Here is a 25,030-nt window from a genome sequence, read left to right as displayed (position 1 = left end):
TTCATGCTGATGTTGAGTTAAATGTTGTTGTAGAAGTTGCCGTGATAGCCGAAAAGAACAGGCTGGGGAATAGTGGCCCGTGCAATTTCGGTAAACGAAGAGGAATCCAGTACAAGCAGGAATGAATTTCCATTGGCTTCATCCAGAACAACGGAGAGATTCACACCGTCATCCTCCTTTTTACCCGCCGGATCAGGAAGAAATACAGGCTCTCCCGGGAAGCAGTTCTCCTCACTCCAGACCTTCGATTTTCCGCTTTTTAGATCTGTTTTCACAATTTGATCATAGAAACTATTCTTTTTGGATTTATTGATCCCAATCGAATAAATATATTGGTAGGAACCATCCATGTTCAATGAATCGTAATCAAACCGTGGCAATTCAATCCCCTCGTCACTGAGTATCTCGTAGTCGACCCCTCCGTTTCCGGTTGGATTTAAACGATATCTTCGGATTTCACCGCCGGGCAGAACCTGATCTTCAGCACGAATTCTATCCAAATAAAAAGAGTCGATGATCTCCGGATCAGGATAGGCAACGATATCAAAGATGAGCTCCCCATTTTGTTCAAACGCGTTTACGTGGTGAAAGGCAAAAAACGAATCGGTGATGGTCTTTTTAACCAACTCACCTGTATGGCGATCAAAAATGTAGATCTTTGTTCCACGTTCCGGTTTCCATTTAAAATTTTCGATGAACGGTTTGGCATGGAACAGAATGCTGAGAGGATTTACAACAAATGGATATTCGGTGAGAATCAGGTAGTTCGGACTCATCCCGAAACTGTGAATGTAAGCCGGCTCCTTAACGCGCTGTTTGGCCACGAGCTCCGGCGACTGTTCCCTTTCAAGCTTCATAAACCGATAGTTGCTCACCCGACCAAAGCGGGTCGTCAGGTTGATAATCTCATCATTATGGATATGAGGATGAACGGTGGTTACATGCTGTTTTACTTTCCCATCGTAGGCAAACACACCCACGGATTTCAATGTCTCAGGATCAAACTCGACTTGTAGCGAAGGCTCTCCAAGTGCGACAAACTTGCCGTGTAGTTCTCCTACATTAACTTTAGCGCTATCGGTAAACTGAGGATCAAAAACCTCCTTAACGCGATCAAAAAGGGAGTAGCATGGATCGGTCGCAAACTCAGAATAGGCGATTTTTCCCTTGTCCATAGCTTCACGGTAAGCGTTGCACTCCAAGTATTTGTTGGCGTACGAAACCTTTCCCCCGCGAAATGTAAACTTGTGAAGCATAGCCAGGCCGTCGAACCAGTGCCTGTAATTCTGATCACCCGCTTTAAACGTACCGGGTCCGTTGCGCAGCAGCGTTCCCTCAATCCACTCCGGCAGCTTGCCGTTAAGCGAAAGCTCATCAATAACCAGCTCCTGTTCAGATACTCCAAACCCTATATCGTACGCTTTTCGCATTAGCTATCTCCGTTTTGAGGTGTGGGATCGATCAGCTCGGCCGCAATTTTACCTGAAGATAGAACAGCCGGCACCCCAGCTCCCGGATGTGTTCCGGCTCCAACAAAATATAGATTATCGAACTCCTCCGATCGATTATGCGGCCTGAAAAATGCTGACTGCAGCAGACTCGGTGTAAACGAAAAGGCTGCTCCATAATGACTGTTCAGCGTGTTCTGGAAATGAGGGGGATCGATGTAGTGTTCCGTTACAATATTCTCCTTCAAATCGGGCAAGTAGTGCTCCTCCAGGTAGCCGAGAACCTTATCCTTATACTCTTCGGCAATCTCCTCCCAGTTAATGTCCGCTTTCAGATTCGGGACAAGAGAGAGCACATAAAACAGCTCACTTCCCTCCGGAGCAATAGATTCATCAGAAATTGTGGGCATGTGCAGGTAGAGAGACAGATTGTCGGGCAGTTTGGTGCCTTTAAAAATCTCTCTCATCAGCTTTTTATACTCTTTGCCAAATATGATATTGTGATGGGAAAGCTTCGAGTCGAGGTATCTTTTTTTGGTTCCAAAATAGATGACAAAGAGAGACGAACTGTAGCTTTTTCTGTCGATCGATCTATTTGAATATTTTTTCCGGGCCGTTTCGGGGATCAGGTTCCTGTATGTAAATGCGACATCCCCATTGGATATGACAATATCAGCGTCGTATGTGGACCCGTCTCTCAGCTGAACACCTGTAACTTTTTGCTGATCCACCATGATCCGGTCTACTTCCGAATTGAGTCGAATATCCACGCCAAGATCGTTCATTAATCGACTGAATCCCTCAACAATTGACCCCACGCCACCCACAGCGTAGTGTACGCCCCACTCCTTCTCAAACTGCATGATCAGCAGGTAGATCGAAGGCGTATCAAAAGGATTACCGCCGATAAGCAGCGGATGAAATGAGAAAACCTTTCTGAGAAATTCGTGCTTGATATACTTTCTGACATGACGATAGGTGCCTTTGTATGCGCCCAGCCGAATCACACCGGGCATAATATTCAGCATCTTTTTAAACTTCAGAAACGGCTTATCGGTGTATGGATGGAAGAGGCTGAAGATATCAATCGTATTTTCCGTGAACTTACGATATCCCTTTTTATCCGCCGGATTCCAGCGGTCGATCTGTTTGAGAATATCCTCCTCATTTCGCATGTAATCAAAATGATCTCCGTCGCTGTTAAAAATCCTGTAGAATGGATCAAGCGGCTTTAATTCGAAATAGTTGTGACGGCTTTTACCCGCAGCTTCGAATATCTCATCAAAAATGTAGGGCGCTGTAATTACGGTGGGCCCGCCATCAAATTTAAATCCGTCCATCTCATATTGGTATGCCCTCCCACCCAGTTTATCTCTCTTGTCAAAAACAGTAACATCGTGACCCTTTGCGGCCAGGCGTATAGCCGCGGAAAGTCCTCCGAATCCCCCTCCGATAACGATTATTTTTTTTCGCATGGATAGCTGTTAATAATTCATTTCAATCTGTAGAACCAAAGTTTCCGTCTCCAGCGTAAATTCTGTATCTGAATAATCCGGCGGACCAAAACGGCCTCTTGCGTTGTTTGAAAAACCATACCCTTCCTTCGGTACACCAAAAAAGTTGGTGTCGAGCTCAAAGTTTTCATTTTCGTCATGAATGATGGCTAGAGCATACCTCCCATATGGAATATCTTCGAGCAGTATTTCTTTCAATTCCGGTGTGATTTCGACCGTTTTTGAGGTGAACGCTTTCTCCCACTCATCCGGAAAACCATCCTTTCCGGTAAATAGGGAGAGCCGAATAGATCCTTTATAATTTTCAAGCGTCTCCAGTTCTATTGTGATTGTGCCCCGATCCCGAACCGTATCAGCTGCAGAATGATCTATATCCGTCAAGAATGCGGATCCAAACGTTAGGATAAAAGCTATCACAGAAATCATATTCTTTATTTGTTTTGCTGATTATTGACTTGGATGAAAGACATTAAAATAAAAACAGAATTCATTCAATGTTGAACTTTATTTACTTAATAAAGTACCATTAAGTTTTATCCGTAGTTTTTAAATCCTGTAGATTTAACATCTAGTTTAATCAACAAATTTGTGATTTCGTTCTCCAACCTTGTTGAATTGCAAAGATTTTCAGGCCTCGGGGCAGCTCTTCGGTTCGAAAATCCCCCCTCGTCCCGGTGCTCCGCTCCGGTGACGATAACCCCGCAGCTCTGCTGTAATTCTCCGTCAATTCGAGCACCGTCGAGAACCGTTCCATGCCAAATGCCAAAACATATTTACACCTATTCGCCTAACGAGTTTTACCATGCTTCAGGCCACAAGTTTCAAGCATTCCGCCTCAACTCTGCCCGGTGCTCCAAACCATTCTCTCTATTCGGCGAATGATTTTAGGGTGCCTTTGTTACCCCAGGTTTCACCTGAGGCTATTGATATTTTACCCCTTCAGGGTAATCTTCCAATTCGCAATTCGGTCGTTCGTCCATCGGTGATTTGCAGTTCTTTCTCGTCCCGGTGCTCCGCTCCGGCGACGACAGCCCGGCAGCTCTGCTGTTTACCCCCGTCAGTTCGAATACTATGACTAAATCAAGTGAATTAGGCTGATTTTTTCCATTTTTGTTTCATGTTCTGAATATAGTTCGGATCATATTCTGATTGATTATTCCACATAGCGCAGTACAATCGAATCAGCTTGTTAATGATGTTATTGATGACGAGCAGCTCGTGTTTCCCTTCCTCGATTTTCCGCTCGTAATACTCCCGGTAGTGAGGCTTGTGATTGGCCACACTGCGGGCAGCCTGGTGCATTAATTTACGCATTTCTGAATTTCCGTAACCGGTGGATCGATCCGGGCTTTTTACCGAACTCCCGGAACTGCGCCCGTGAGGTGCAAATCCAAAACGAGAGGAGATTTTCCGGGCATTTAATTGGTCTTCTCCGGTAAACAAACTCAGCCAAAACCGTCCGATTACCGGACCGATTCCGGGAGCCGTTCTCATGATCTGATGACGAGCCGTTAAAGCTTCATCCTGACTAATCAACTCGTCCATCGTTTCCTCAAGGCGTTTAATGTGTTGGCTGAGCAGGTTAATTTGCTGCGTCCACATGCCAGTTAATTGGTCCATGTCTGCATCGTGGATATCGGCTTCGGTGAGTTTACTTTTCAGGGCCGCTCGTCGGTCAACCATCTTTCGCCGTTCGCCCTGAAGCCGCTTGAGTTGTCCTATGGCCGGGCTAGGGGCTTTGCTCAGAGATAACCGGTCACTGAAGCGAACTCCGTAGTCCGCTAATGCTCGTGCATCGTAGCGATCATCCTTGCGGTGATGCTCGGGTGTGATTTTATTCAAAGCCGTAGTTTTTACCACGGCATGGGCCCATTCTTCGCACGTGGTCCATCGAAGCAGATGCTCCCCATAACGACCGGTGTGTTCACTGATCAGAATCGTCTGGGAGCATTCCACCTGCCGGTCATCCAGCCAACGGCCAAGCCGGGCAAATCCTTCGGGGTTGTTGTCTACCTGTAGATCCCACCCCTGAGTAGTCTTTCGATCCAATAAATAACAGTCCAGGCATTGTTTTGAAATATCAATTCCTACTACAAATCGCCATGTAATTGTAAGTTCCATCTTGAATCCTTTATTTTTCGAATATTATAATGAGAAACCTGCCAATGGTAGGCCGCATCCCGACTCTTTTACAATCGTAAAGGTTGCATACTATTTGGGTTATCCGGTCTACCTGCCCCGACAGGTTTGATTCGAACTTTGGGTTTTACCCTGAGCACATCATAAACTGTCTGTCGGGGATTGGTAGGTTTTATTGTTTAAAACCAACAAAACTTTCTTGAGGAAGTCTAAAAGAGCACCGTCGAGAACCGTTCCATGTCAAATATTTACGTATAATTGAACCCTCGTCTGTCGAATCCCGACGTGTTTTTACGACGGTTCGCCTGACGAGTTCTTTCCAAGCTGCAGACCGCAGTTAATATGCCTCAGGCTAATCGATCGAAATCGGTGATCCTGTCAGTTCGTTCATCGGTTAATCGCTGTTCATATCCCCCGTCCGCATGCTGCACTTACAGGCAGTCGGAATCAAGTCACCGGGTTCAAGCTACAGGACTCAGGTCCCATACTGCCCACTTTACCATTCAACATAGAAAATTCATAATTCAACATTCACCGGCCGCAGTTTGAAACCGGTCATCCGTCATCGGTCATCGGTCATTCAAGATACACCATTCACGCCCGTCCCCTTGCTTTACGCCCAAATAGTGCTACCTTCGATATAGACTTAAACACAAAGAACAGAACATGATACGCCTTCCATCCATACAGAAAATCACCTCACAAGCTTCGGTAACAATTCGGAGGTTTCCGCTGGTTTTGACCTTTGCTGTTCTGGGTACCTTTGCGGTGATATGGCTTGTGGATTTACCCTGGGATCAACGGGATGGATATTACCTGATCAAAAACTTTAGCTGGATCTCAGCTCTATCCATTTCACTTTTCTTGGCAGTCAAAACAGCCGGCGAGAGCAGGGAATGGAATCCTCTAACATTACAACTCGCAAGAGCTGCCGCCGTAATTTTATTGGCCGTTTATTACCTGTTTTTACCGGAAGATTTTGAGCCTTCCAACTCGGAAGCGTTCTACAAATACTCCCTGTTTTTCCTGACTTCCCATCTCTTGGTATCATTTGCACCCTATCTCGGTGATAAAAGCGTACAGAACTTCTGGGCCTATAATAAAACACTCTTTCTCAGAATTCTATTATCGACCCTTTATGTCGGTGTTCTCTACAGCGGGTTATCGATCGCCATATACTCACTGGAAGTCCTTCTCGAATTTGATATCGCCGGGATTAGGTATGGTCAGCTGGGAATATTTTTGATCGGCATTTTTGGCACCTGGTTCTTCCTTGCCGGTGTCCCTCACCCAAATCAATTAACGGATGAAGAGAAAGCCTACCCAAAGGGATTGAGGATTTTTGTCCAATATGTGCTTATCCCGCTGGTTGTCATCTACATTTTCATCCTCTATCTCTACATGGGTAAAATCCTGATCGAATGGCAATGGCCAAACGGCTGGGTGGCAAATCTTGTACTCAGTTTTTCGATAGTCGGGATATTGGGACTGCTGCTTCTCTATCCCATTCAGGATGAAGACGATCACAAATGGGTGCACCTGTTTTCAAAGGGATATTATATTGCACTCATTCCGCTTATAGTTCTGCTGATGCTCTCCATCTGGGTCCGGATTTCAGAGTATGGGGTTACCGTGAACCGATATTTCGTAGCAACACTGGCCGTATGGCTGACCGGCATGGTGATCTATTTTCTGATCAGTAAAATGAAGGATATCAGGGTAATTCCGGTATCACTGTTCCTGATTATTATTGTGATCTCGATGGGTCCGCTGAGCGCTTTCGAGGTTTCTGAAAGAAGTCAGCTGAGCCGGCTTGAAGAAAATTTAGGAAAACATGGGCTGCTATCTGAAAACGGAACAATCACAAAAAGTGAGACGGACGTACCCTTTCAGGATCGAAAACAGATCAGTTCCGGAATTGACTATTTACTCAGTCTGAAAGGTGTTGAGTCAATTCAGCCCTATTTTGAACAGGACCTGAACGAAGTCCTTGAGAATAAAGATACCCTGAATTTTGTCTCCGATGCCGAAGCCGTTACCGAACTGATCGGCATTGACTACGTAAACAATTGGGAGATGGAGGAAGGAAGCAGTGAAGAGTTTGCCAATTTCCAGGTTCAAAAAAACAGAATGCATCCGGTTCCTTTAGAGGGATATGATCACTATGTGGGAGAAATTGAATTCTGGTCCAATTCACAAGACGTTGAAACCACGATCGGTGATCAGGTTTACACGATTACTATGAACTTGGAAAATCTCAAAATTCAAATCATGGAAAAGGAAACCGATCGTGACTTAGTGTTTGACCTCAAACCTTTTATTGATGGACTTCCCAATACCGGTGCCGGCATAGTTGAAATCCTGTCCGTTGAACAGATGACGATGGAGCGGCAGAATGAATCCTTGAAAGTAAAGCTTGTCTTCAATTCCTTAGTCGGACAGAGACAAAATGGAGAGGTCACAAATTTAAGTGGTAGTTACGGCCTCTATTTTTCTTTTGAAAATTGAGCGAATACCCTCGTCTGTCGAATCCCGGCGTGCTTTATTGGCTAGATGCCAGAAGCTAGAGGCAAGTTTTTCAGGTGGCAGGATAAAGCAGCCTATCCACCGTCAGTTCGAATACTATGACTAAATCAAGTGAATTAGGCTGATTTTTTCCATTTTTGTTTCATGTTCTGAATATAGTTTGGATCATATTCTGATTGATTATTCCACATAGCGCAGTACAATCGAATCAGCTTATTAATGATGTTATTGATGACGAGCAGCTCGTGTTTCCCTTCCTCGATTTTCCGCTCGTAATACTCCCGGTAGTGAGGCTTGTGATTGGCCACACTGCGGGCAGCCTGGTGCATTAATTTACGCATTTCTGAATTTCCGTAACCGGTGGATCGATCCGGGCTTTTTACCGAACTCCCGGAACTGCGCCCGTGAGGTGCAAATCCAAAACGAGAGGAGATTTTCCGGGCATTTAATTGGTCTTCTCCGGTAAACAAACTCAGCCAAAACCGTCCGATTACCGGACCGATTCCGGGAGCCGTTCTCATGATCTGATGACGAGCCGTTAAAGCTTCATCCTGACTAATCAACTCGTCCATCGTTTCCTCAAGGCGTTTAATGTGTTGGCTGAGCAGGTTAATTTGCTGCGTCCACATGCCAGTTAATTGGTCCATGTCTGCATCGTGGATATCGGCTTCGGTGAGTTTACTTTTCAGGGCCGCTCGTCGGTCAACCATCTTTCGCCGTTCGCCCTGAAGCCGCTTGAGTTGTCCTATGGCCGGGCTAGGGGCTTTGCTCAGAGATAACCGGTCACTGAAGCGAACTCCGTAGTCCGCTAATGCTCGTGCATCGTAGCGATCATCCTTGCGGTGATGCTCGGGTGTGATTTTATTCAAAGCCGTAGTTTTTACCACGGCATGGGCCCATTCTTCGCACGTGGTCCATCGAAGCAGATGCTCCCCATAACGACCGGTGTGTTCACTGATCAGAATCGTCTGCGGAGCATTCCACCTGCCGGTCATCCAGCCAACGGCCAAGCCGGGCAAATCCTTCGGGGTTGTTGTCTACCTGTAGATCCCACCCCTGAGTAGTCTTTCGATCCAATAAATAACAGTCCAGGCATTGTTTTGAAATATCAATTCCTACTACAAATCGCCATGTAATTGTAAGTTCCATCGTGAATCCTGTATTTTTCGAATATTATAATGAGAAACCTGCCAATGGTAGGCCGCATCCCGACTCTTTTACAATCGTAAAGGTTGCATACTATTTGGGTTATCCGGTCTACCTGCCCCGACAGGTTTGATTCGAACTTTGGGTTTTACCCTGAGCACATCATAAACTGTCTGTCGGGGATTGGTAGGTTTTATTGTTTAAAACCAACAAAACTTTCTTGAGGAAGTCTAAAAGAGCTCCTCGAGAACCCTCCTCGTCCCTTGGCGCTACTGCTCCGGCGACGACAACCCGGCAGCTCTGCTGCTTGATACACCATGTCTATCGAATGCCGACGTGCTTTTGCGGCGGTTCGTCCGACGAGTGGAATGCGTTTTGAAAAAACAAACGGTGTGGGTACCGCCTCAACCATACCGAAAGTTCCAATCCAATCCCTCTGTTCGGCGTGTAAATTGTTGTGCCCTTTCTTACCCCAGGTCTACTTTGCCTGTCCCGTTGTTTTTGATCGGGAGGGCTATTCATGTTTTACCCCTTCAGGGTAATCTTCAATTTTCAATTCGGTCGTTATCTAATTCGAGTTTACACTAACATCCCCTCGTTCCGGAGCTTCGTCGGCGACAACCTGCAGCTCTGCTGCATTCAAGCCACCGACTGGTTCAGCAACCGGCAAATCGGTGACTTGGTCGTCGTCCATCGGTCAATCACAGTCTTCTCGCGTCTCTGCTCCGCGACGATAAGCCCGCAGCTCTGCTGCATTCTACAAGCCACCAGCTGCAGGTGCCAGGCGGCCATAGCAAAATCGGTGATTCAACCATTCGTCCATATGTCAATCGCAGTTCTTACCAACTTTTTTAAATTTTTGCGTTTTGCCTTTTGCCCGGCCAACGAAGCTTCAGCGAAGTAGCCCTTTTCACTCTCATTAGCTAAAACGCCAGAAGCAAAAGGCGAGTCGTTTAAGTCGCAGATCACAAGCTTTAGGCAGTTCATTCTTCATTCGGTGATTTATCGCTTAAAAACACACCAGCAATCTCTGCACGGTGAATTTACCCCGATCCGTTCTATGTAACCAGCAAATCATCCAGCTCTTCTTGTTTGATATGCCGGCTCTCACCTCGGAGTTTCCGGTGAGGCACCAGCTTCCGGTCATAAAATGTTTTGAGAATATCGAGGTGTGACTCCAGAAAACGAACTTGAAACGGTGCAAGCCGTTCTCCACACTCAATCTGAACAATCAGCCAATCCAGAATCTCACAGCTCTCTCCCCTTATCCATGAATCAATGAGACCTGTCAGCACTCCCGGTGGGCTTTCGGGATTCTGACAGCGTCGAGCTTTATCCACGTCCTCACCCCCGGCTCTGACAGGATCCTCCTTACATTTGAACGCTGTCAGATTCAACGACAGCGTGTATCGCATAGGAGTCAGATTTCGTGTCAGCTGAACCGGCAGGTGCATGGGATTTTTCACGTTATGTTCAGCCATCCACAACAGGCGAAGCAGGCAGCCAAGTGAGCGCCGAACCGTTGCATGCCCCTTGAAGCAGCCATGCCAAAACCTTTGATCCGTTTCTTCATGAATCCGCATAGCCAGCCGAAACTCCACACCGGCTTCATCAGGTTTAATGTAGATAAAATAGTAGGTTTCCGGCTCCTTGTTGGCGTGGTTGTAAGGCGGACGCGCCCCGCGGATCATCCGGTTTTCCAGAAGCAGTGCTTCCCGTTCCGATTCTGTCTCCACCCATACCATCGAATCGATCCGGCCAATCATCTCCGCCACTTTCCGCGACACCTGTCCCGCCTTCGCCCGCTTGTAGGTAAAAAGCCGCCGCCTCAGGTTCTTCGCCTTGCCCACGTAAAGCAGATCCCCGGCTCCATCATAAAACCGGTACACCCCGGGTGATGTTGGAATAGAATCAAACCGCTCTGCCCCGAGACGCTCCTCGAGCAGGGATCTTGACGGAAATAGTGAGTTAGATTTCATGTCCATGCACAAAAGATGAACATCGATAGTGACGCCGTGGTGGCACCTCCTGTTTATTGGCTAGATGCCAGAGGCAAGAGGCGAGTTTTTTCAGGCCGCAGGATTCAAGCCGCAGGTCTCAGGCCACAGGCTGCAAGCACCAAACTCTGAAATCCCAAATCTCAAATGCCAAACACCCAAGCTCCCCCAATTCGTAATTCAACATTTCCCGAAAAATCGGGACTGCGAACAGTGCGCAGCAAAATTCAATATTCGACATTTATCATTCATCATTCAAAATTCTCCTCCCCTCGTCCCGGTGCTCCGCTCCGGCGACGACAAGCCCGCAGCTCCGCTGCATTCTACAAGCCACTGAACTGAAGGTCTAAGGCCAACCTGGCGAAATCGGTGATTCTTTCAGTCGCAGATCAAACAATCATACAGTCAGAATATAAGCGACTTGACTCCAAGTCGATATTAAATTATAATTGACTTATTTTCAAGTCGAATAATATGAATGAACTTTTTGAATATCAGGAACAGGTATCCGCTCGGATTTCTAACACATTTTTCCGGAGTCTCTATCACAACATGGATTGGGATTCAAGATTTCTGGGGATCATCGGACTGCGTGGTGTGGGTAAAACAACCATGCTTCTGCAGTATCTAAAATATGATGTCCCGCCCTCAAAGAAAGCTCTTTATGTTACAGCTGATCACCCCTGGTTTTATGATCATACACTGCTGGATGTTGCGAATCAGTTTTCCAAATATGGTGGAAATATCTTCTTATCGACGAAATCCATCGATATCCGAATTGGTCAGGCGAACTAAAATATATACGATGGGTATCCGGACCTTCAGGTTATTTTTACGGCTTCAGCAGCCCTTCAATTGCTTCAAGGTGAAGCAGATCGTAGCAGAAGAGTACTGACCCGCGAACTGCCCGGTCTCTCCTTCCGGGAATTTTTAAATCTACGGGATCATCACAGTTTTTCAGTCGAATCACTGGATAATATTTTAACCCATCCGAAAGAAATAACAGATTCCATTTTATCAGTAATCAAACCTCTTCCCGCATTTCAGGATTACCTGCAATCAGGCTACTTCCCTTTTTCAATCACACAAAAGAGAGATGCATTTCTTCAGCTCCTCAACCAGGTAATCAATACCGTTATGGAAGTTGATCTGCAAGATTGTTGAGGGATACTCTGCATCGAATACATTGAAAATAAAGAAACTGCTTGGTGCTATTGCAGAATCGGCTCCTTTTGAGCCAAATATTTCCAAGCTTGCCAGTAAATTGGGATTAGGCAGGGATACTGTTAAGATTTATCTGAACAATTTAGACAGGGCCCGGCTTCTGAATTTGCTGCAACGTTCAACCAAAGGTGTAGCCGCGCTTCAAAAGCCTGATAAAATCTATCTTGAAAACCCAAATTTCTCCTTCGCCTTGCGATCTGATCCTGAACCGGGCACTATCAGGGAAACTTTTTTCCTGAATCAGCTTCGAAATTCGGGACACACCGTGGAGCTGGCAAAATCCGGCGATTTTATGGTAGATCAATCCATAACATTTGAAATCGGAGGACCATCAAAAACGGGTCAGCAAATTACCGGCATTGATAATGCATACCTTGCCCTTGACGATCTGGAGCACCCTCACCTCAATAGGATTCCATTGTGGCTCTTTGGTTTTTTGTATTGAACAGGGATTTCTTTTAAGTAAAATTCTACCCCACCACTGTGCATTTCAGGCCGCAGAATTCAAGCCGCAGGTCTCAGGCCACAGGCTGCAAGCACCAAACACTAAATCCAAATCTCAAATGCCAAACACCCAAGCTCCCCCAATTCGTAATTCAACATTTCCCGAAAAATCGGGACTGCGAACAGTGCGCAGCAAAATTCAATATTCGACATTCATCATTCATCATTCAAAAGTCTCTCCTCCCCTCGTCCCGGTGCTCCGCTCCGGCGACGACAACCCTGCAGCTCTGCTCGCATTCCGCAAGCCACCAGCTGCAGGTCCCAGGCCAACCTGGCAAAATCGGTGATTCGGTCATTCGTCCATCGCTTAATCGCAGTTCTAACCAACTTTTGAAATTTTTTGCCTTTTGCTCGGCCAACGAAGCTTCAGCGAGGTAGTCCCTTTTCACTCGCCGTTGAACTTCGCCGGACGCAGGATCTCCACTTCTTCCAGGTAAACAATCCCGGAATAGTTTTTAAAACACTCTTCAACAACCTCATTGCCAATCTTCTCCGCCACTGATTTATCCCTGACGATTACCTCAATCCTGACCGTGGAAAAATCGTCAACAACTGAGGCGCGTTCCGACGTGTAGTGTTTATGATGAGAACCTCTTCCCCCGGCGGGAACCACCGTGTATCCACGTGCCCCGCTCGCATCGATGATCTTACAAATTTTATCTGAAAGCATTTTTTCCGCTATAATCACAACCTTCTTTGCTTTATGGTATGTCATAGTAAATTATCCTCTATGTTTGTTGATATCACCGTTAACGAGTCACAGGCCAAAAACAATTTCTGCCAGTGCTATGAATAGTGGAATGCCTACCGCAATGGCTACGGGTGTTCCTACACTGGTTGATGCGCCAATATAGGCAGAAGGATTGGCTGATGGAATACCCGCCCTCAGGGTTGGCGGACCCGAGATATCGGAGTTTGATGATGCAATCACGGACAGGATGATCACTCCCCCGGGACTAAATCCAACCAGCAGGTGAGCAATATATCCCAGCCCGAAAGCGATGAGTCCATGCACCAGCGGTGCTACACTCGCATAGATAGCGTACCAGTGAGCCACGCTGCGCAGCTCTTTGATACGATCATAGGCTTCCATTCCCATCACCAGCATCAGGATGGAGAGGAATCCCCGGAATAGCGGATCATAAAAAGAGTTCAGGACAGACTCGGAATTGGTAAGCAGCCCCAGCACCAGCCCAAGCAGAAGAGCCGACAGTGCAGAACCGCGCAGACTCTCTCTGATAATATGCCAGACGTTAACCCTGGTATCCGTGCCCTTCTCCTCCTTCTTTTGATGAATATTTGCCATTACAATCGCGAGGATAAGCGCGGGGATATCCATAAAAGGATATAGCGCGGGTGCCCAGGCCTCAAAAATGATGGATTCCTCCTCCAGCATCACAATGGCAACGGCAAGAGTGGAGGCACTCACGGCTCCAAACAGACCCGCCGTTGCAATACCGTCTTCCCTGTTTATGCCGGGCAACATCGCGAAAATGGCATTGCCTACCCATACAATACATAAACCGATCAGGATTGAGAAAACAGCCGGCAGCGCCATCGCCACCAGATTCGCTTCGCGGATCTCAATGCCTCCCTCCAATCCAATTTTCATCAGCAGCATAAAGACAATAAACTGGTAGATGGCATTGGGTATTTTCAATCTGCTTCCGAGAGCAGCCACCAGCATTCCGCCAATTAAAAATCCAAGGGTTGGCGACTGAAATTGAATCAAAAATCGCACCAGGAAATCCGCTATAAAGTCCATTAAAAAATCTCGCCATTATTTTACTCATGTGATACCATCCAGCATGAGGGTTTGGGGTTTAAACAATCGTTACTTTTTTCACGGCACATAAAGTAATATTTATACTACTCAGATATACCATAAATATATTTTATGGATACTATTAAAGAGATTAATACCTGGTGCAGTTGCAGGTTGCAAACTCCAAATCCCAAATTCCAAACCCCAAATTCGAAATTCAACATTCTGTGGTCCCCCGTCCCCGGTCATTAGTCATCGGTCTTTCATCATTCACTCCTCGTCCCGGTGCTCTGCTCCGGCGACGACACAATCGCAGCTCTGCTGCATTTTACTAGCCGCAAGATGCAGGTCGCAGGCCGACCAAGAGAAATCGGTGATTCGGTCGTTCGTCCATCGATGATTCGCAGTTCACATCCCCACGTCCGTCGAATTCCGAAGTGCTTTTGCGGCGGTGTCGCCCGACGAGTGGGATACGTTTTGAAAAAACGGAACGGTGTGGGCACCGCCTCTACCCAGCCTCGAGCTCCAATCCAATCCCTCTATTCGGCGAATGTTTTTTGGTATTTATTTAACCCATCAATGAATTGATGGGCTATAATGTGTTTCATGGCTACGCCATTTATTCACTCAGAGATTATAATTAGCCCAGGCTGGCGTGGTGGCGCCATCTCACTGCACCACCTCTCGTTCAGGTACTGCTCACGAGCCGGCCACCGCCACTGCGCTGCATTGTGCATGCCACCACGCCCACTCACGCCTAGCCATCCTGGAAACACCACATATCAATCCCTCCTTCACTTTTTGACCATTATCTCGTTTATCCGTTAAATCTAAGGTCCCATACTGAATCTTCACTGTGGATAGCGTTGGTTTGGAGGCTAGCCTCCGAAAAATCTGGCGTGTTTTCACTGCGGATTACCTCCACTCGTCGCTTATCTTCAGGAAGCTTCCTCCAGGCCGTTTCATAGTCTGCCGGAGAGCATTTTCCCAGACTTCCATGATGGCGCTTGGTATTGTAATCAGTGACGGCCTTCTTGCAGTAATACTGCAGCTGACGAAAGCTGCTCAGTGACCAGGGAATCAAGTATTCATTCTTAATCACCCCGTTGATCCGTTCGGCAAAGGCATTATCCTGAGCCCGACCTCCCATGCTGATGAGCATATCCTCCCCGCGAAGCATCTTCAGGTATCGCCGGTCGGTGTATTGACTGCCGCGATCCGAATGATGGACACACCCCCTGAGTTCACCGGAAGAACATGCAGCGAACGCCATCTTTAAGGCTCTAATGTTCGCCTCGGCCCGAAGACTATCACTGACGGCATACCCCACTATCCGGCGCGAATACACATCAATGATGAACGTCAGATAGTAAAAGCGATCGCCCACTTTGATGTAGGTGATATCGCTCTGCCAGACTTGATTAGGGGCGGTAACCAGACGTCCTTCAATCAGGTTATTAAAGACCTTATGAGCAGGAATAGTGGTGCGGATCGGGTTTGTAGTCCGCCGAACTCCGTAGCCCAGTTGCCCGAATATCCGGCAGAATTTATCTCGTCCCAGCCCCTGAGGATTTAGTTGATCGTAGAGCTTTTCCAGCCCTTCGCCCGGATGCTCCTTTCGGCGCTTGTCGACGTGGCCGATCACCCGCTCAATCATCTCCAGTTCGGCGTCTTCCCGGCGAAAATGATCCCAAACACCTTGTTTGGTGATACCGATTACCTTGTATAAACGGTTTAGACTATAGCCGGTCATTTGTCTGTTGGCCCGGAACCACTCGATGGCTTCGAAGAAGAACTTTTTTTTACATCCAGATCATATTCATCCTCAGCCAGGTCGATCATTTTCTCCAAGAAATCTACTTTGATCTGTTTTTGGCCAAGGGCACGTTCCAACTGGGCAATTTTATCGTGAAGGTCTTTGACTTTCTGATCGGTGCTTTCACTCATTTCGACAACATTTATTTGTGGGGAATCCCCGGGTGAATATTTATAGATCCAATTGTATATGGTTTGCGCGCTGCAATGATACAAATCAGCCAGCTCTTGTGCAGTATACTTTCCTGAGCGAAAGTCGGTGACCGCTTGGCGGCGTATTTGTTCGCTAAATTTTCGACGTTTATTGAGTTTTCGATAGTTCATAACTTGCATATTTTGTGGTCAAGCTATGTTAGGGACAGACAACAATTCAAATCTCAAAATTCAACATTCAAATTCCCCCGGTCCCCCGTCCCCGGTCATCGGTCTTTCATCATTCAATACCTCCCCCTTGAAAATGAACCCGTCAGCATTATATTTATAGTGATAGAGCTTCAAAGATCAATGCCATCCTTTTACGGAGTTTCATCCATGCACCGTGCCATTTTCATACTGCTGATCGCAACCGCATCCTTCCACCTTTCCGGGAATATGGAGCTATTGCATGCCCAATCGACCGTTGTTGAGGGCAGTCTGATGGACTCTGAAACCAATCAGCCGCTGCAGGGAGCGCATATCTTTTTATCGGGTACCAGCATCGGCACGTATTCCAATAAGTCCGGCCGCTTTGCACTGTGGAATATTCCAACCGGTTCCTACCGGATCATCATCACCATGATCGGCTATGAGCGCAAGATTTTCCGTCTGGACATTGAAGATGGAGAATCCAGGAATTTTAACCTGAGGCTGAAGCCGGTGGTCTATGAAATGGAGGATCTCATTGTTGATCATCAGGGGAAAAAATGGAGAAAGAACCTGAGACGCTTTCAGGAACTATTTATCGGGGAGAGTGCAAATGCCGATTCGGTGGTCATCCTCAATCCCGAGGTGCTGCACTTCGACTCTAACTTCTGGGGACGCCTGGAAGCCGAGGCACGGGCACCGCTTGAAATCGTCAATAAGTCACTCGGCTTTCATATCACCTATTACCTCTTCGAGTTCAGGCATGTGGGTGGAACCACCTTCTGGGATGGAGAGCCGGTGTTTACAGAGATGACCCCTTCGGACCTCTTGCAGCAGATTCTTTGGGATTATAACAGGTTCAAGGCATTTCAGGGATCGATGCGGCATTTCTGGCTGGCGGTGCTGGATGACCGGGTCGAGGAAGAGGGTTTTACCATCTACAAAATCTGGGACCCGGCTTTTCCCGGTGACAGGGAGAGGCGATTCACTGTTTCTCCGGAGGATATCATAACTCGAGTCACAAGGAATTCCTGAAAGAAGTTCGATTTACAGGATCGCTGGAGATCATCTATAAATATGAGCCTGAAGAGCTACAATACCTGGAATGGGCCCGGTTGATGGATCGTGGACCACGTTCGTTTCAGGTTTCCTGGCTGGAACTCGATGAACGCTTCATCACAGTTGATGAGGCCGGTGAGGTTGTGGAGCCCTATGGCGCCCTTCAGTCCGGCTACATGGGATTTCAGCGGCTGGCCGAACTCACTCCGCGCGGGTATCGTCCGGAAGGATTTTTTAGAGGCGCCAAGCACTAAACCTCAAATTCCAAGCACCGAATGCCAAATCCCAATTACCAAGCACCAAATCCCAAACTCCCTCAATTCATCATTCCCCGGTCATCGCATCGGTCGTTCATTCACTCCTTGTCCCGGAGCTCCGCTCCGGCGACGACAACCCTGCAGCTCCGCTGCATTCTACAAGCCACCAGCCGCATGTCTCAGGCCAACCTGGCAAAATCCGTGATTCGGTCGTTCGTCCATCGGTGATTCGCAATTCACATCCCCTCGTCTGTCGAATCCCGGCGTACTTTTTCGACGGTTCGCCTGACGAGGTGAATGCTGTATTGTAAAAACGAACGGGTGTAGGCACCGCCTCTACCCATGCCATGAAGCTCCAATCCAATCCCTTCTATTATCGGCGGGTAATTGATTTTTACCCCGGAGTATCTTATTAACCGCATCCAATGATATTCGCATGGGCTATCAATCGTGTCTTCATGGCGTATCGCCATTACTCTCACTCCAGAAGTTCTATCCAATTCACCAGAGCCCGGTCATCCGTACCCGGTCCATACGGTCATTCGACCATTCACCATTCCATCACTCCCTCCTCTTCCCGATGCTCCGCTACGGCAACAACTGTCCCTGTCAGCTTCGCTGCAAATCAGATATAGCTATGATCATGAGTTGGTTTCTTGGGAAGTCACACATCAGATGGGCTTTGATTTTTGTGTAACACTTTTAACATACGGGAAATACCCTATTCAGATCAAATGAAGTTCACAGCAAGTAGGTAATGTATAAGTAATATTTGATGATAGTTTCTCAATATTAGTTTAAAGTTAGACAACGTGTGATTCATATCATTCAAAAAGTCACCGTCCCAATAGAAATTTCGGCTCATCCGAGTAGATCCGTTCTTTCAATCGACATGACAGGAGCTTTGGAGAAAAGGAGTTTTTGAAGAACATGGCATTGAACTAAACCGAGGAACAGAGAAACCGTAAAATATCAAACCGAGAAAAGTTTTTTATATTTTGGTCAGATTTAACTCAAATTCATTACTTGTATACGATTGGTCATTGTGTCTGTTTTGCTGTTTGAACAAGAGTTGTCTCCATGTACTCGCATCGCTCGTTTAGTCGACATGACTGGAGTTTTGCATAATAGGAATTTTTAAAGAGGATTGCTTTGAATCAAACCGAAGAACAGAAAAACTGACAAATGTCCAACCGAGTAAAGGTTTTCTTAGTATTTTAGCCTGATTTAACTCATATCCACACTTTATCGGTTCGTCGGTTGGGCAGTTCTGGTTCGTCTGTTTTGCTGTTTGGGCAGAGTTGTATCCGATGCACTCCGTATCCACTCGTTTAGTGGCGACATGACAGGAGCTTTGAGAAAGGAGTTTTTGAAGAGCATGGCATTTGAACTAAACCGAGGAACAGAACCAAAACCAGAACTTGGAGGAAACTGATAAACAGAGAAACCAAAAGCAACGAGAAAGGTTTTCTTGAGTAATTAGCCTGATTTAACCCATATCCACACTTTATCGGTTGTTCGGTTGGTCATGTTTATCTGTTCGTCGGTTTTACAGTTTCCCCTCTCGCCGATAGCCCAACTTATCAGAATTTCGTACCTCCTACTCACCAAAACGCCAACGCCATCAATTCATGAGTCCTTCAACGGAAATGTCTTCATCCAATGATTCCCAGTGAATTCCAATCCCTCCTCCGATAAACCGCCAATTATTAAGTTCTCCGGCAGAGGCGTCCCGCAGCTTGGGAAACCACTCCAGTGGCACTCCAATTTCTCTGCCGTCAATAAGACGCACAAATAGTTTATCCTCAGAGAACCAAAGCTCATTTGCTTTTGCAGGTTTATGTTTTACTGAAGTGCTCATTCCAGGAATCTTCAATTAATGTTGCATGCTTTTCTACCATCTTTCTGATCCTGTTAAGTTCAGATGAATTGTATTCGGTTGAATAAGCAAGGGATACAGGGTTTAACCAAAACTTACAATAACCATCCCCACTTTCAACGTGTATATGTATCGGCTCATTACCTTCATTACTGAAGAAAAAGAAGCGATAAACATCAATTCTCATTACTGTAGGCATAGTGAGGATGTTTGAAGCAATATATCAAAATTCAAGGAAGCTTCAAGTGTTTTTAACCTAACCATAGGAAGTTGGGACGAAGATGCAGAAAGCCATGGCGAATCGGCTTAATCAAAATGACGGTGGCCTTGGTGCAGACTGATATTTTTGAAAACGATGGCTTTGAACTAAACCGAGGAACAGAGAAACCGTAAAATATCCAACAGAGAAAGTTGGAGGAAACTGATAAACGGAAAAACCGACAAATGTCCAACCGAGAAAGGTTTTCTTAGTATTTAGCCTGATTTAACCCATATCCACACTTAATCAGTTTTACAGTTCAACAGTTCAACAGTTCAACAGTTCAACGGTTCATCAGTTCTGCGGTTCAACATTTCATCTGTTTTGATGTTTGAACAGAATTGAAAGTTTTCTTTGTTTTTAATTTACAAGCTTAATCGAAGAGATTGTCTCCATGCACTCGCTCTACTCGTTTAGTCGACATGACAGGAGATCGAAATTAAAAAGCGGCGGGCATTAGGTTACAAATGAAGGGCAACAAATCGTCTCGCCCGCCAGCAAGGAAAAATATGGACTTTTAGCTTTTTTCCGTGTTCTGACAAAGTTATGTTGTAATAGACACTTTTGCGTTTTGCGTTTTCACTTCTCACTCACAGTCCGATACGCACTCAGCCTCTGAACGCCCAAACTAAACGGTCCCTCTTGTCCGTCCTGAATCATAAACCCGATCTCCAATACCGTGTCTGGATTCAGCTCCGGATTGCCGCGAACGGCATCGCCTCTAAATACCGGACTGAAGTCGCTGTACGCCAGTTTATGAGTCTCCCACTCCCCTGCCGTGGTCGCAAAACGCGCCTCGTAGGAGTAGCGTGTCAGCCGTCCGTTTTTTACCGTTCTGAGCCTGAGGCTGTAGGTTTTTCCGTCTCCCAGAACATGAACCGAAAGCCCATCAAAACCGGACAGATCCACCGGCGTTTGTGCCCGGGTGCGGATCGATGCGAATCCTCCGTTATTCTCCAGGGATACCGTGCCGCTAAACACGGCGTATCCGTCCTCATGCAGCTGAAGCGTGCTTCTTGAAATACCTCCCATCACGCTGTCATTTACAATTCGCCATCCGGCGACAGATGTGTTGCTAAAATCAATAAGAATCTGTTCCGTATTGTTGTTCTTCACGGGATCAGAACTCTTCAGCTCTGACCCAAAATTTGGGAGAAGCATGACAAAAAACAGACTGGTTATAAAGATGGATGTAGTAGTAGGCAAGGGTTTATTCAGTTGATTTTCTGTTCGTATTGAGTGCACAACAAAAACACCCAACCGTCAGTTCGCATCCTCGTCCCGGTGCTCTGGCTCCCGGCGACCACAGCCGCAGCGCCGTGGCGAAAACCCTCGTCTGTCGAGTCTCAGCCATACTTTTGTGCCGGTTCGCCTGACGGGTGGAATGCGGTTTAAAAATAGATCTGCGCCAACTCCGCCTCTACTCTGCCCAGGCGCTCCAACCCAATCTCACTGTTCGGCGGATGATCGGTTAGGTTACCTTTTAACCCATCAATGAATTGATGCGTTATAATATGAGGCATGGCTACGCCATTATTCACTCAGTGATTATAATTCACAAATCGGTCGTTCGTCCATCGGTCAATCGCAGTTCAAGAAGCTGGTCAAGGACATATTTCTGTCATGGTGTTCCCAAATCAATTTCTTCAACCTTTCCAGGACACCCCGGTTTTATGGCTTTCAATTCCTCGTAGAATCGCTATTGAGTGTTTCGTACCAATTGCATGGTGATCTGTCTGGTATTCTATCTATAAGACGTTGGCTTTTATGAAAGTATCACGTACATGTAACCAGGCTTTTATTTGAGCCTCGACGCCCGTGAAGCCGCCGGGCTATTGTCTTGTGGGGTTTGCATGCCGGGAGACTAGCCTACAAGAGTGAACCTCTGATGGATCCCCACCAGGGTTAGCCCCAGGTAGAGTCTTCCCGGCCCCTTATAGAATCCCGCAGATCGGCAATCGAATGCGTACTGCGAGCGTTCTACAAGGTGCACACCCCGTCCCCGGCCGTTGAGGCCAGGAACTTTTCAGGTCGATACGGTTGATTATTCTTCCATAGACTCCATAAACTTTTTATGATTTTTCGTTGTGTGTTCAGCCGGGCGTTGGTCTCGTTTTCGGACCGTTCGATCGACTGCCGGTAAAATCGTTTAACCTCATTGTCATCGCGTCGCCTCAGGGCAGACATCCAAATTTGATAGGTGGCTGACTTCAGGCTGCTGTGCCCGCTTCGAGCCAGGGTTTCAGCCTTTACCGGCTTGCCGTCGCTGGTAAACTTTCGAATGGCCAGTTTACTAAAATGGACCACCTCGCTTCGTTTGCTAAAGCGGTGAGGCGTTTGGATGTAGGCCGAGATGGTGTGGGAGCTGATATCTCCGCATCCCGGCATCTTCTTAAATTCTGCAATTTCCCAAAAAGACGCGCCCAGTTGCTTGAACTGTTCTTTTTCGGCATCCTTTGCCTGTTGAAGGCTCGTAATAAGCGAGAGCTTTCTGGTAAACGGTTTTCTTATATCGGCCCGATCAATCTGCGAGAGCACCCGGTCAGGGTGAGTGTACAACGTTTTGTTCATTTTAATGGGATATCCCCAATTCCGCAGGCTGGCCTGAAGCTGATTTTTGTTCGATGCAATCATCTTCTTAAGACGTTCGTATTCCTTGACCTGGTGAAGCAACAGTTTTCGCTTGCCCAGTTCTTTCGCGTAATAGATCGGCTTAAGCCCATTAAGGCGGTAGAGCTCACAGAGGTCGCGGGTATCGGATCGGTCATTTTTTTTGACCCCGCTGTAGACCCTCGCATTGAGGTTTGGATCACAAATAATAAGCTCGTCCACATAGTTGTGGAGCAGACAGGCCGCCCAGTGAGACTGGTTGCCCTGTTCAATGACCAGGTATCGCTTGCTGGCGTTAATCGCGTTGACGTGTGCAATTAAATTCCCCTCGGTGGTTGCAAAGGTATGCTCTCCATGATAGGTACCATCCGGGCTCATGCACCCAAGCGTACTGCTATTGGAATGTAAATCTATCGCTGCATATATTGAATCGTTCATAAGAGGACTCCTTGGTTTGGTTATGTATTAGAGTGATCAATCAAGATACAAACTGATCAGGGTGTCCTCTTTTTCATAATACCTATTGATATTTTACCCCGCTGGGGTAATCCCAATATCACAAATCGGTCGTTCGTCCATCGGTCAATCGCAGTTCAGGCTGCAGGCCACAAGCTTCAGGCAACAAGTCTCAGGTCCCAAACTGCAAGCAATCCATCAGCCGTGCCCCGATGCAGTTTATCGGGAGCCTGTCGAGAACAAGTTCCAAATCCGAAACTCCAAACCTCTCCCAATTCGAACATTCAACATTCATTTTCCCTCCTCGTCCCGGTGCTCTGCTCCGGCGACGACAGGCCCGCAGCTCCGCTGCATTTTGCAAGCACACGAGATGAAAGCCGCAAGTGCCAAATCTCAAGCGCCAATTTCCAAATCCCAAACTCCAAACTCTCCCAATTCAAAATTCAACATTTCCCGAAAAATCGGAACTGCGAACAACACACAGCATCATTCATCATTCCCCGGTCCCCGTCCCCGGTCATCGGTCACTCACAGTTCACGCCTAAAGCTGAAATTTTTGCCTTTTCACTTTTGCCTTTTGCCTGTTTCACTCTAATGGCAAGATGCCAGACGCCAGAGGCGAGATTCACGGGCCACAAGCACCAAATATGTCGATGATTTCGACAGGCGGAAAATATATGTCGAATAATTCCGTATATTTCGACATATTGAAACCTAATACGCCGTTTATGTCAGACTATGCCAATCAGCCATACAATATTCTTCCGCTGCTTCCGCCCAAAGCAGATCTGGAAACACCCGCAATTTTGAAAGCGGCCATTGCGGCAAACCGTTCGCTGGCTGAGTTGAAGGGAAAAGCGGAGAGCCTGCCCAATCCCGCTATACTGATCAACAGCATTGTGGCGCAGGAGGCCAAGGCAAGTTCTGAGATCGAGAATATTATCACCACCAACGATAAGTTGTTCATGGCCCTTTCGGCCAACGACAAAAAGGTGGATCCCCAAACCAAAGAAGTATTGCGATACCGGCAGGCTTTATGGCAGGGCATCGCAAAGCTGGAACAGAACGACCTCGCTCCTGATTTCTTTGTGGAACTCATGCAGACGATCAAGGAATCGAAGGAAGGGATCCGGGAAGATTCCGGAACGGTGATCGCCAACCCGAAAACGCGAAAGATCATCTACTGGCCGCCGGAGGGAAGAGAGTTGATCCGGGAGCTATTGGAAAATCTGTCGGAGTATATCCAGGCCAAAGACGATATCGATCCGCTGATTAAAATGGCCGTGATCCACTATCAGTTTGAGGCCATTCATCCTTTTGAGGACGGCAACGGACGTACAGGGCGAATCCTGAACATCCTCTATCTGATCCGGCAAAAGATGCTGCATCAGCCGGTGCTCTATCTCAGTGATCACATCATAGCCAACAAACCCGATTACTACCGGCTGCTTCGCGAGGTGACCGAAGATGAAGCCTGGGAGGCGTGGATCCTGTTTATGATGGAAGCTGTGAAAATCACGTCAGAAAAAACCATGAAGCGGATTGAATCCATACAGCAGCTGCTGGAAGAGACCATCCGGGAAGCCAAGGAAACACTGCCCGACCGCGTCTATTCCAAGGAGCTGATCGAGTTATTGTTTGAGCAGCCGTATTGTAAAGTGAAATTTTTGGTAGAGCGCAACCTGGCCAAGCGCCAGACAGCGGCGGAGTATCTAAAGGAGCTGGAATCGGCCGGATTCCTGAAAAGCAAACAAGTGGGCCGCGAGATGTTATACCTGAACGTCCGCCTCTACGACCTCCTCTCCTCCTGAACTGTCGATGATTTCGACACGTTTTAAAAATGTGTCGATGCTACTCGTCCGATTGGCAAGCAAGCCTCAGTTGCCAAGCAAGCGCGAGATCCCTCATTCAGGCTGCAAGATTCCAAATCCCAAGCTCACCAAATCCCAAACTCCAAATTCCCACAAATTCAACATTCGACAATTCAATCATTCGATAATTCGCAAAACATCGCCCGTCCTCGCGTCCCGCATCGGTCCACCGGTCGTATTCACCATTCCACTTCAAGTTCAACATTCATCATTCAACAT

At 47.0% G+C, this 25,030-nt stretch carries 28 protein-coding genes; 7 read left to right on the top strand and 21 right to left on the bottom strand.

The window, feature by feature from the left end; translation table 11 throughout:
* Positions 1-17 precede the first annotated feature (17 nt).
* The 4 genes from U5K35_RS10200 to U5K35_RS10185 form a co-directional block, all read right to left on the bottom strand.
* A complete protein-coding gene (locus U5K35_RS10200) occupies positions 18-1,430 on the bottom strand; it encodes a carotenoid oxygenase family protein (RefSeq protein WP_322571352.1) in 1,413 nt (470 codons plus the stop codon).
* A complete protein-coding gene (crtI, locus tag U5K35_RS10195; protein WP_322571351.1) occupies positions 1,430-2,923 on the bottom strand; it encodes a phytoene desaturase family protein in 1,494 nt (497 codons plus the stop codon). The genes U5K35_RS10200 and crtI overlap by 1 nt, the downstream gene beginning before the upstream one ends.
* 9 nt (positions 2,924-2,932) lie before the next feature.
* Positions 2,933-3,388, bottom strand: a complete 456-nt coding sequence (locus tag U5K35_RS10190) for a DUF2141 domain-containing protein (protein ID WP_322571350.1) — start codon at positions 3,386-3,388, stop codon at positions 2,933-2,935.
* A gap of 663 nt (positions 3,389-4,051) precedes the next feature.
* A complete protein-coding gene (locus tag U5K35_RS10185; RefSeq protein WP_322570620.1) occupies positions 4,052-5,083 on the bottom strand; it encodes an IS110 family transposase in 1,032 nt (343 codons plus the stop codon).
* Positions 5,084-5,767: 684 nt separating this feature from the next.
* Here U5K35_RS10185 and U5K35_RS10180 point away from each other — a divergent pair.
* On the top strand, positions 5,768-7,609 hold the full coding sequence (locus U5K35_RS10180) for a DUF4153 domain-containing protein (RefSeq protein ID WP_322571349.1): 1,842 nt from the start codon (positions 5,768-5,770) through the stop codon (positions 7,607-7,609).
* Between the two features lie 134 nt (positions 7,610-7,743).
* Here U5K35_RS10180 and U5K35_RS10175 read toward each other — a convergent pair whose 3' ends face one another.
* From U5K35_RS10175 to U5K35_RS10160, 4 genes are all read right to left on the bottom strand, one after another.
* Complete coding sequence (locus tag U5K35_RS10175) at positions 7,744-8,646, bottom strand: transposase (RefSeq protein ID WP_322571348.1); 903 nt, start codon at positions 8,644-8,646, stop codon at positions 7,744-7,746.
* Positions 8,579-8,776, bottom strand: coding sequence for a hypothetical protein (locus tag U5K35_RS10170; protein ID WP_322571347.1), 198 nt, complete (start codon positions 8,774-8,776; stop codon positions 8,579-8,581). Before U5K35_RS10170 ends, U5K35_RS10175 begins: the two co-directional genes overlap by 68 nt.
* A 565-nt stretch (positions 8,777-9,341) precedes the next feature.
* Positions 9,342-9,467, bottom strand: coding sequence for a hypothetical protein (locus U5K35_RS10165; RefSeq protein WP_322571346.1), 126 nt, complete (start codon positions 9,465-9,467; stop codon positions 9,342-9,344).
* Positions 9,468-9,831: 364 nt separating this feature from the next.
* Positions 9,832-10,752 carry a nucleotide excision repair endonuclease gene (locus tag U5K35_RS10160; protein WP_322571345.1) on the bottom strand — a complete coding sequence of 307 codons (921 nt, stop codon included), beginning with the start codon at positions 10,750-10,752 and terminating at the stop codon, positions 9,832-9,834.
* A 492-nt stretch (positions 10,753-11,244) separates the two neighbouring features.
* Here U5K35_RS10160 and U5K35_RS10155 point away from each other — a divergent pair, with 492 nt between their 5' ends.
* From U5K35_RS10155 to U5K35_RS10145, 3 genes are read left to right on the top strand one after another with little or no spacing between them, the layout of a single operon-like run.
* Positions 11,245-11,565, top strand: a complete 321-nt coding sequence (locus U5K35_RS10155; RefSeq protein WP_322571344.1) for an AAA family ATPase — start codon at positions 11,245-11,247, stop codon at positions 11,563-11,565.
* A gap of 60 nt (positions 11,566-11,625) precedes the next feature.
* A complete protein-coding gene (locus tag U5K35_RS10150; protein WP_322571343.1) occupies positions 11,626-11,934 on the top strand; it encodes a hypothetical protein in 309 nt (102 codons plus the stop codon).
* Positions 11,915-12,439, top strand: a complete 525-nt coding sequence (locus tag U5K35_RS10145; RefSeq protein WP_322571342.1) for a hypothetical protein — start codon at positions 11,915-11,917, stop codon at positions 12,437-12,439. The genes U5K35_RS10150 and U5K35_RS10145 overlap by 20 nt, the downstream gene beginning before the upstream one ends.
* Before the next feature lie 215 nt (positions 12,440-12,654).
* Here U5K35_RS10145 and U5K35_RS10140 read toward each other — a convergent pair whose 3' ends face one another.
* The 5 genes from U5K35_RS10140 to U5K35_RS10120 form a co-directional block, all read right to left on the bottom strand.
* Complete coding sequence (locus U5K35_RS10140) at positions 12,655-12,825, bottom strand: hypothetical protein (protein ID WP_322571341.1); 171 nt, start codon at positions 12,823-12,825, stop codon at positions 12,655-12,657.
* 58 nt (positions 12,826-12,883) lie between these two features.
* Entirely contained in the window at positions 12,884-13,213 is a 330-nt protein-coding gene (locus U5K35_RS10135; RefSeq protein ID WP_322571340.1) for a P-II family nitrogen regulator, read from the bottom strand.
* 42 nt (positions 13,214-13,255) lie between these two features.
* The gene (locus tag U5K35_RS10130; protein ID WP_322571339.1) at positions 13,256-14,263 is read right to left on the bottom strand and encodes a sodium-dependent bicarbonate transport family permease; all 1,008 of its coding nucleotides are present in this window, start codon (positions 14,261-14,263) and stop codon (positions 13,256-13,258) included.
* A gap of 817 nt (positions 14,264-15,080) precedes the next feature.
* A complete protein-coding gene (locus tag U5K35_RS10125; RefSeq protein ID WP_322571338.1) occupies positions 15,081-16,016 on the bottom strand; it encodes an IS3 family transposase in 936 nt (311 codons plus the stop codon).
* Positions 16,013-16,402, bottom strand: a complete 390-nt coding sequence (locus tag U5K35_RS10120) for a transposase (RefSeq protein WP_322571337.1) — start codon at positions 16,400-16,402, stop codon at positions 16,013-16,015. Before U5K35_RS10120 ends, U5K35_RS10125 begins: the two co-directional genes overlap by 4 nt.
* A gap of 180 nt (positions 16,403-16,582) precedes the next feature.
* Here U5K35_RS10120 and U5K35_RS10115 point away from each other — a divergent pair, with 180 nt between their 5' ends.
* Both U5K35_RS10115 and U5K35_RS10110 read left to right on the top strand, forming a co-directional pair.
* Positions 16,583-17,455, top strand: coding sequence for a carboxypeptidase-like regulatory domain-containing protein (locus tag U5K35_RS10115; RefSeq protein ID WP_322571336.1), 873 nt, complete (start codon positions 16,583-16,585; stop codon positions 17,453-17,455).
* A gap of 83 nt (positions 17,456-17,538) precedes the next feature.
* Complete coding sequence (locus tag U5K35_RS10110) at positions 17,539-17,733, top strand: hypothetical protein (RefSeq protein ID WP_322571335.1); 195 nt, start codon at positions 17,539-17,541, stop codon at positions 17,731-17,733.
* Between the two features lie 239 nt (positions 17,734-17,972).
* Here U5K35_RS10110 and U5K35_RS10105 read toward each other — a convergent pair whose 3' ends face one another.
* The 7 genes from U5K35_RS10105 to U5K35_RS10080 all read right to left on the bottom strand — a co-directional run bounded on the left by U5K35_RS10105 (position 17,973) and on the right by U5K35_RS10080 (position 23,224).
* The gene (locus U5K35_RS10105) at positions 17,973-18,158 is read right to left on the bottom strand and encodes a hypothetical protein (protein ID WP_322571334.1); all 186 of its coding nucleotides are present in this window, start codon (positions 18,156-18,158) and stop codon (positions 17,973-17,975) included.
* A 1,202-nt stretch (positions 18,159-19,360) separates the two neighbouring features.
* Entirely contained in the window at positions 19,361-19,597 is a 237-nt protein-coding gene (locus U5K35_RS10100) for a DUF2442 domain-containing protein (protein WP_322571333.1), read from the bottom strand.
* Complete coding sequence (locus tag U5K35_RS19685; protein ID WP_416221626.1) at positions 19,575-19,802, bottom strand: DUF4160 domain-containing protein; 228 nt, start codon at positions 19,800-19,802, stop codon at positions 19,575-19,577. Before U5K35_RS19685 ends, U5K35_RS10100 begins: the two co-directional genes overlap by 23 nt.
* Before the next feature lie 651 nt (positions 19,803-20,453).
* Positions 20,454-21,080 (bottom strand): CIA30 family protein, encoded by a 627-nt coding sequence (locus tag U5K35_RS10095; RefSeq protein ID WP_322571332.1) that lies wholly within the window; start codon positions 21,078-21,080, stop codon positions 20,454-20,456.
* A gap of 185 nt (positions 21,081-21,265) precedes the next feature.
* Entirely contained in the window at positions 21,266-21,397 is a 132-nt protein-coding gene (locus tag U5K35_RS10090; protein WP_322571331.1) for a hypothetical protein, read from the bottom strand.
* Positions 21,398-21,854: 457 nt separating this feature from the next.
* A complete protein-coding gene (locus tag U5K35_RS10085) occupies positions 21,855-22,922 on the bottom strand; it encodes a transposase (protein ID WP_322571330.1) in 1,068 nt (355 codons plus the stop codon).
* 176 nt (positions 22,923-23,098) lie between these two features.
* Positions 23,099-23,224, bottom strand: coding sequence for a hypothetical protein (locus U5K35_RS10080; protein ID WP_322571329.1), 126 nt, complete (start codon positions 23,222-23,224; stop codon positions 23,099-23,101).
* Positions 23,225-23,542: 318 nt separating this feature from the next.
* Here U5K35_RS10080 and U5K35_RS10075 point away from each other — a divergent pair, with 318 nt between their 5' ends.
* On the top strand, positions 23,543-24,751 hold the full coding sequence (locus U5K35_RS10075) for a Fic family protein (RefSeq protein WP_322571328.1): 1,209 nt from the start codon (positions 23,543-23,545) through the stop codon (positions 24,749-24,751).
* A 97-nt stretch (positions 24,752-24,848) separates the two neighbouring features.
* Here U5K35_RS10075 and U5K35_RS10070 read toward each other — a convergent pair whose 3' ends face one another.
* The gene (locus U5K35_RS10070; RefSeq protein ID WP_322571327.1) at positions 24,849-25,016 is read right to left on the bottom strand and encodes a hypothetical protein; all 168 of its coding nucleotides are present in this window, start codon (positions 25,014-25,016) and stop codon (positions 24,849-24,851) included.
* Positions 25,017-25,030 lie beyond the last annotated feature (14 nt).

Origin of the sequence: Rhodohalobacter sp., assembly GCF_034521535.1 — a bacterium.
Taxonomy (GTDB): Bacteria; Bacteroidota; Rhodothermia; order Balneolales; family Balneolaceae; genus Rhodohalobacter.
Note: the sequence above shows the minus strand (reverse complement) of the source record. Positions and strands in the feature narration are given on the sequence as shown.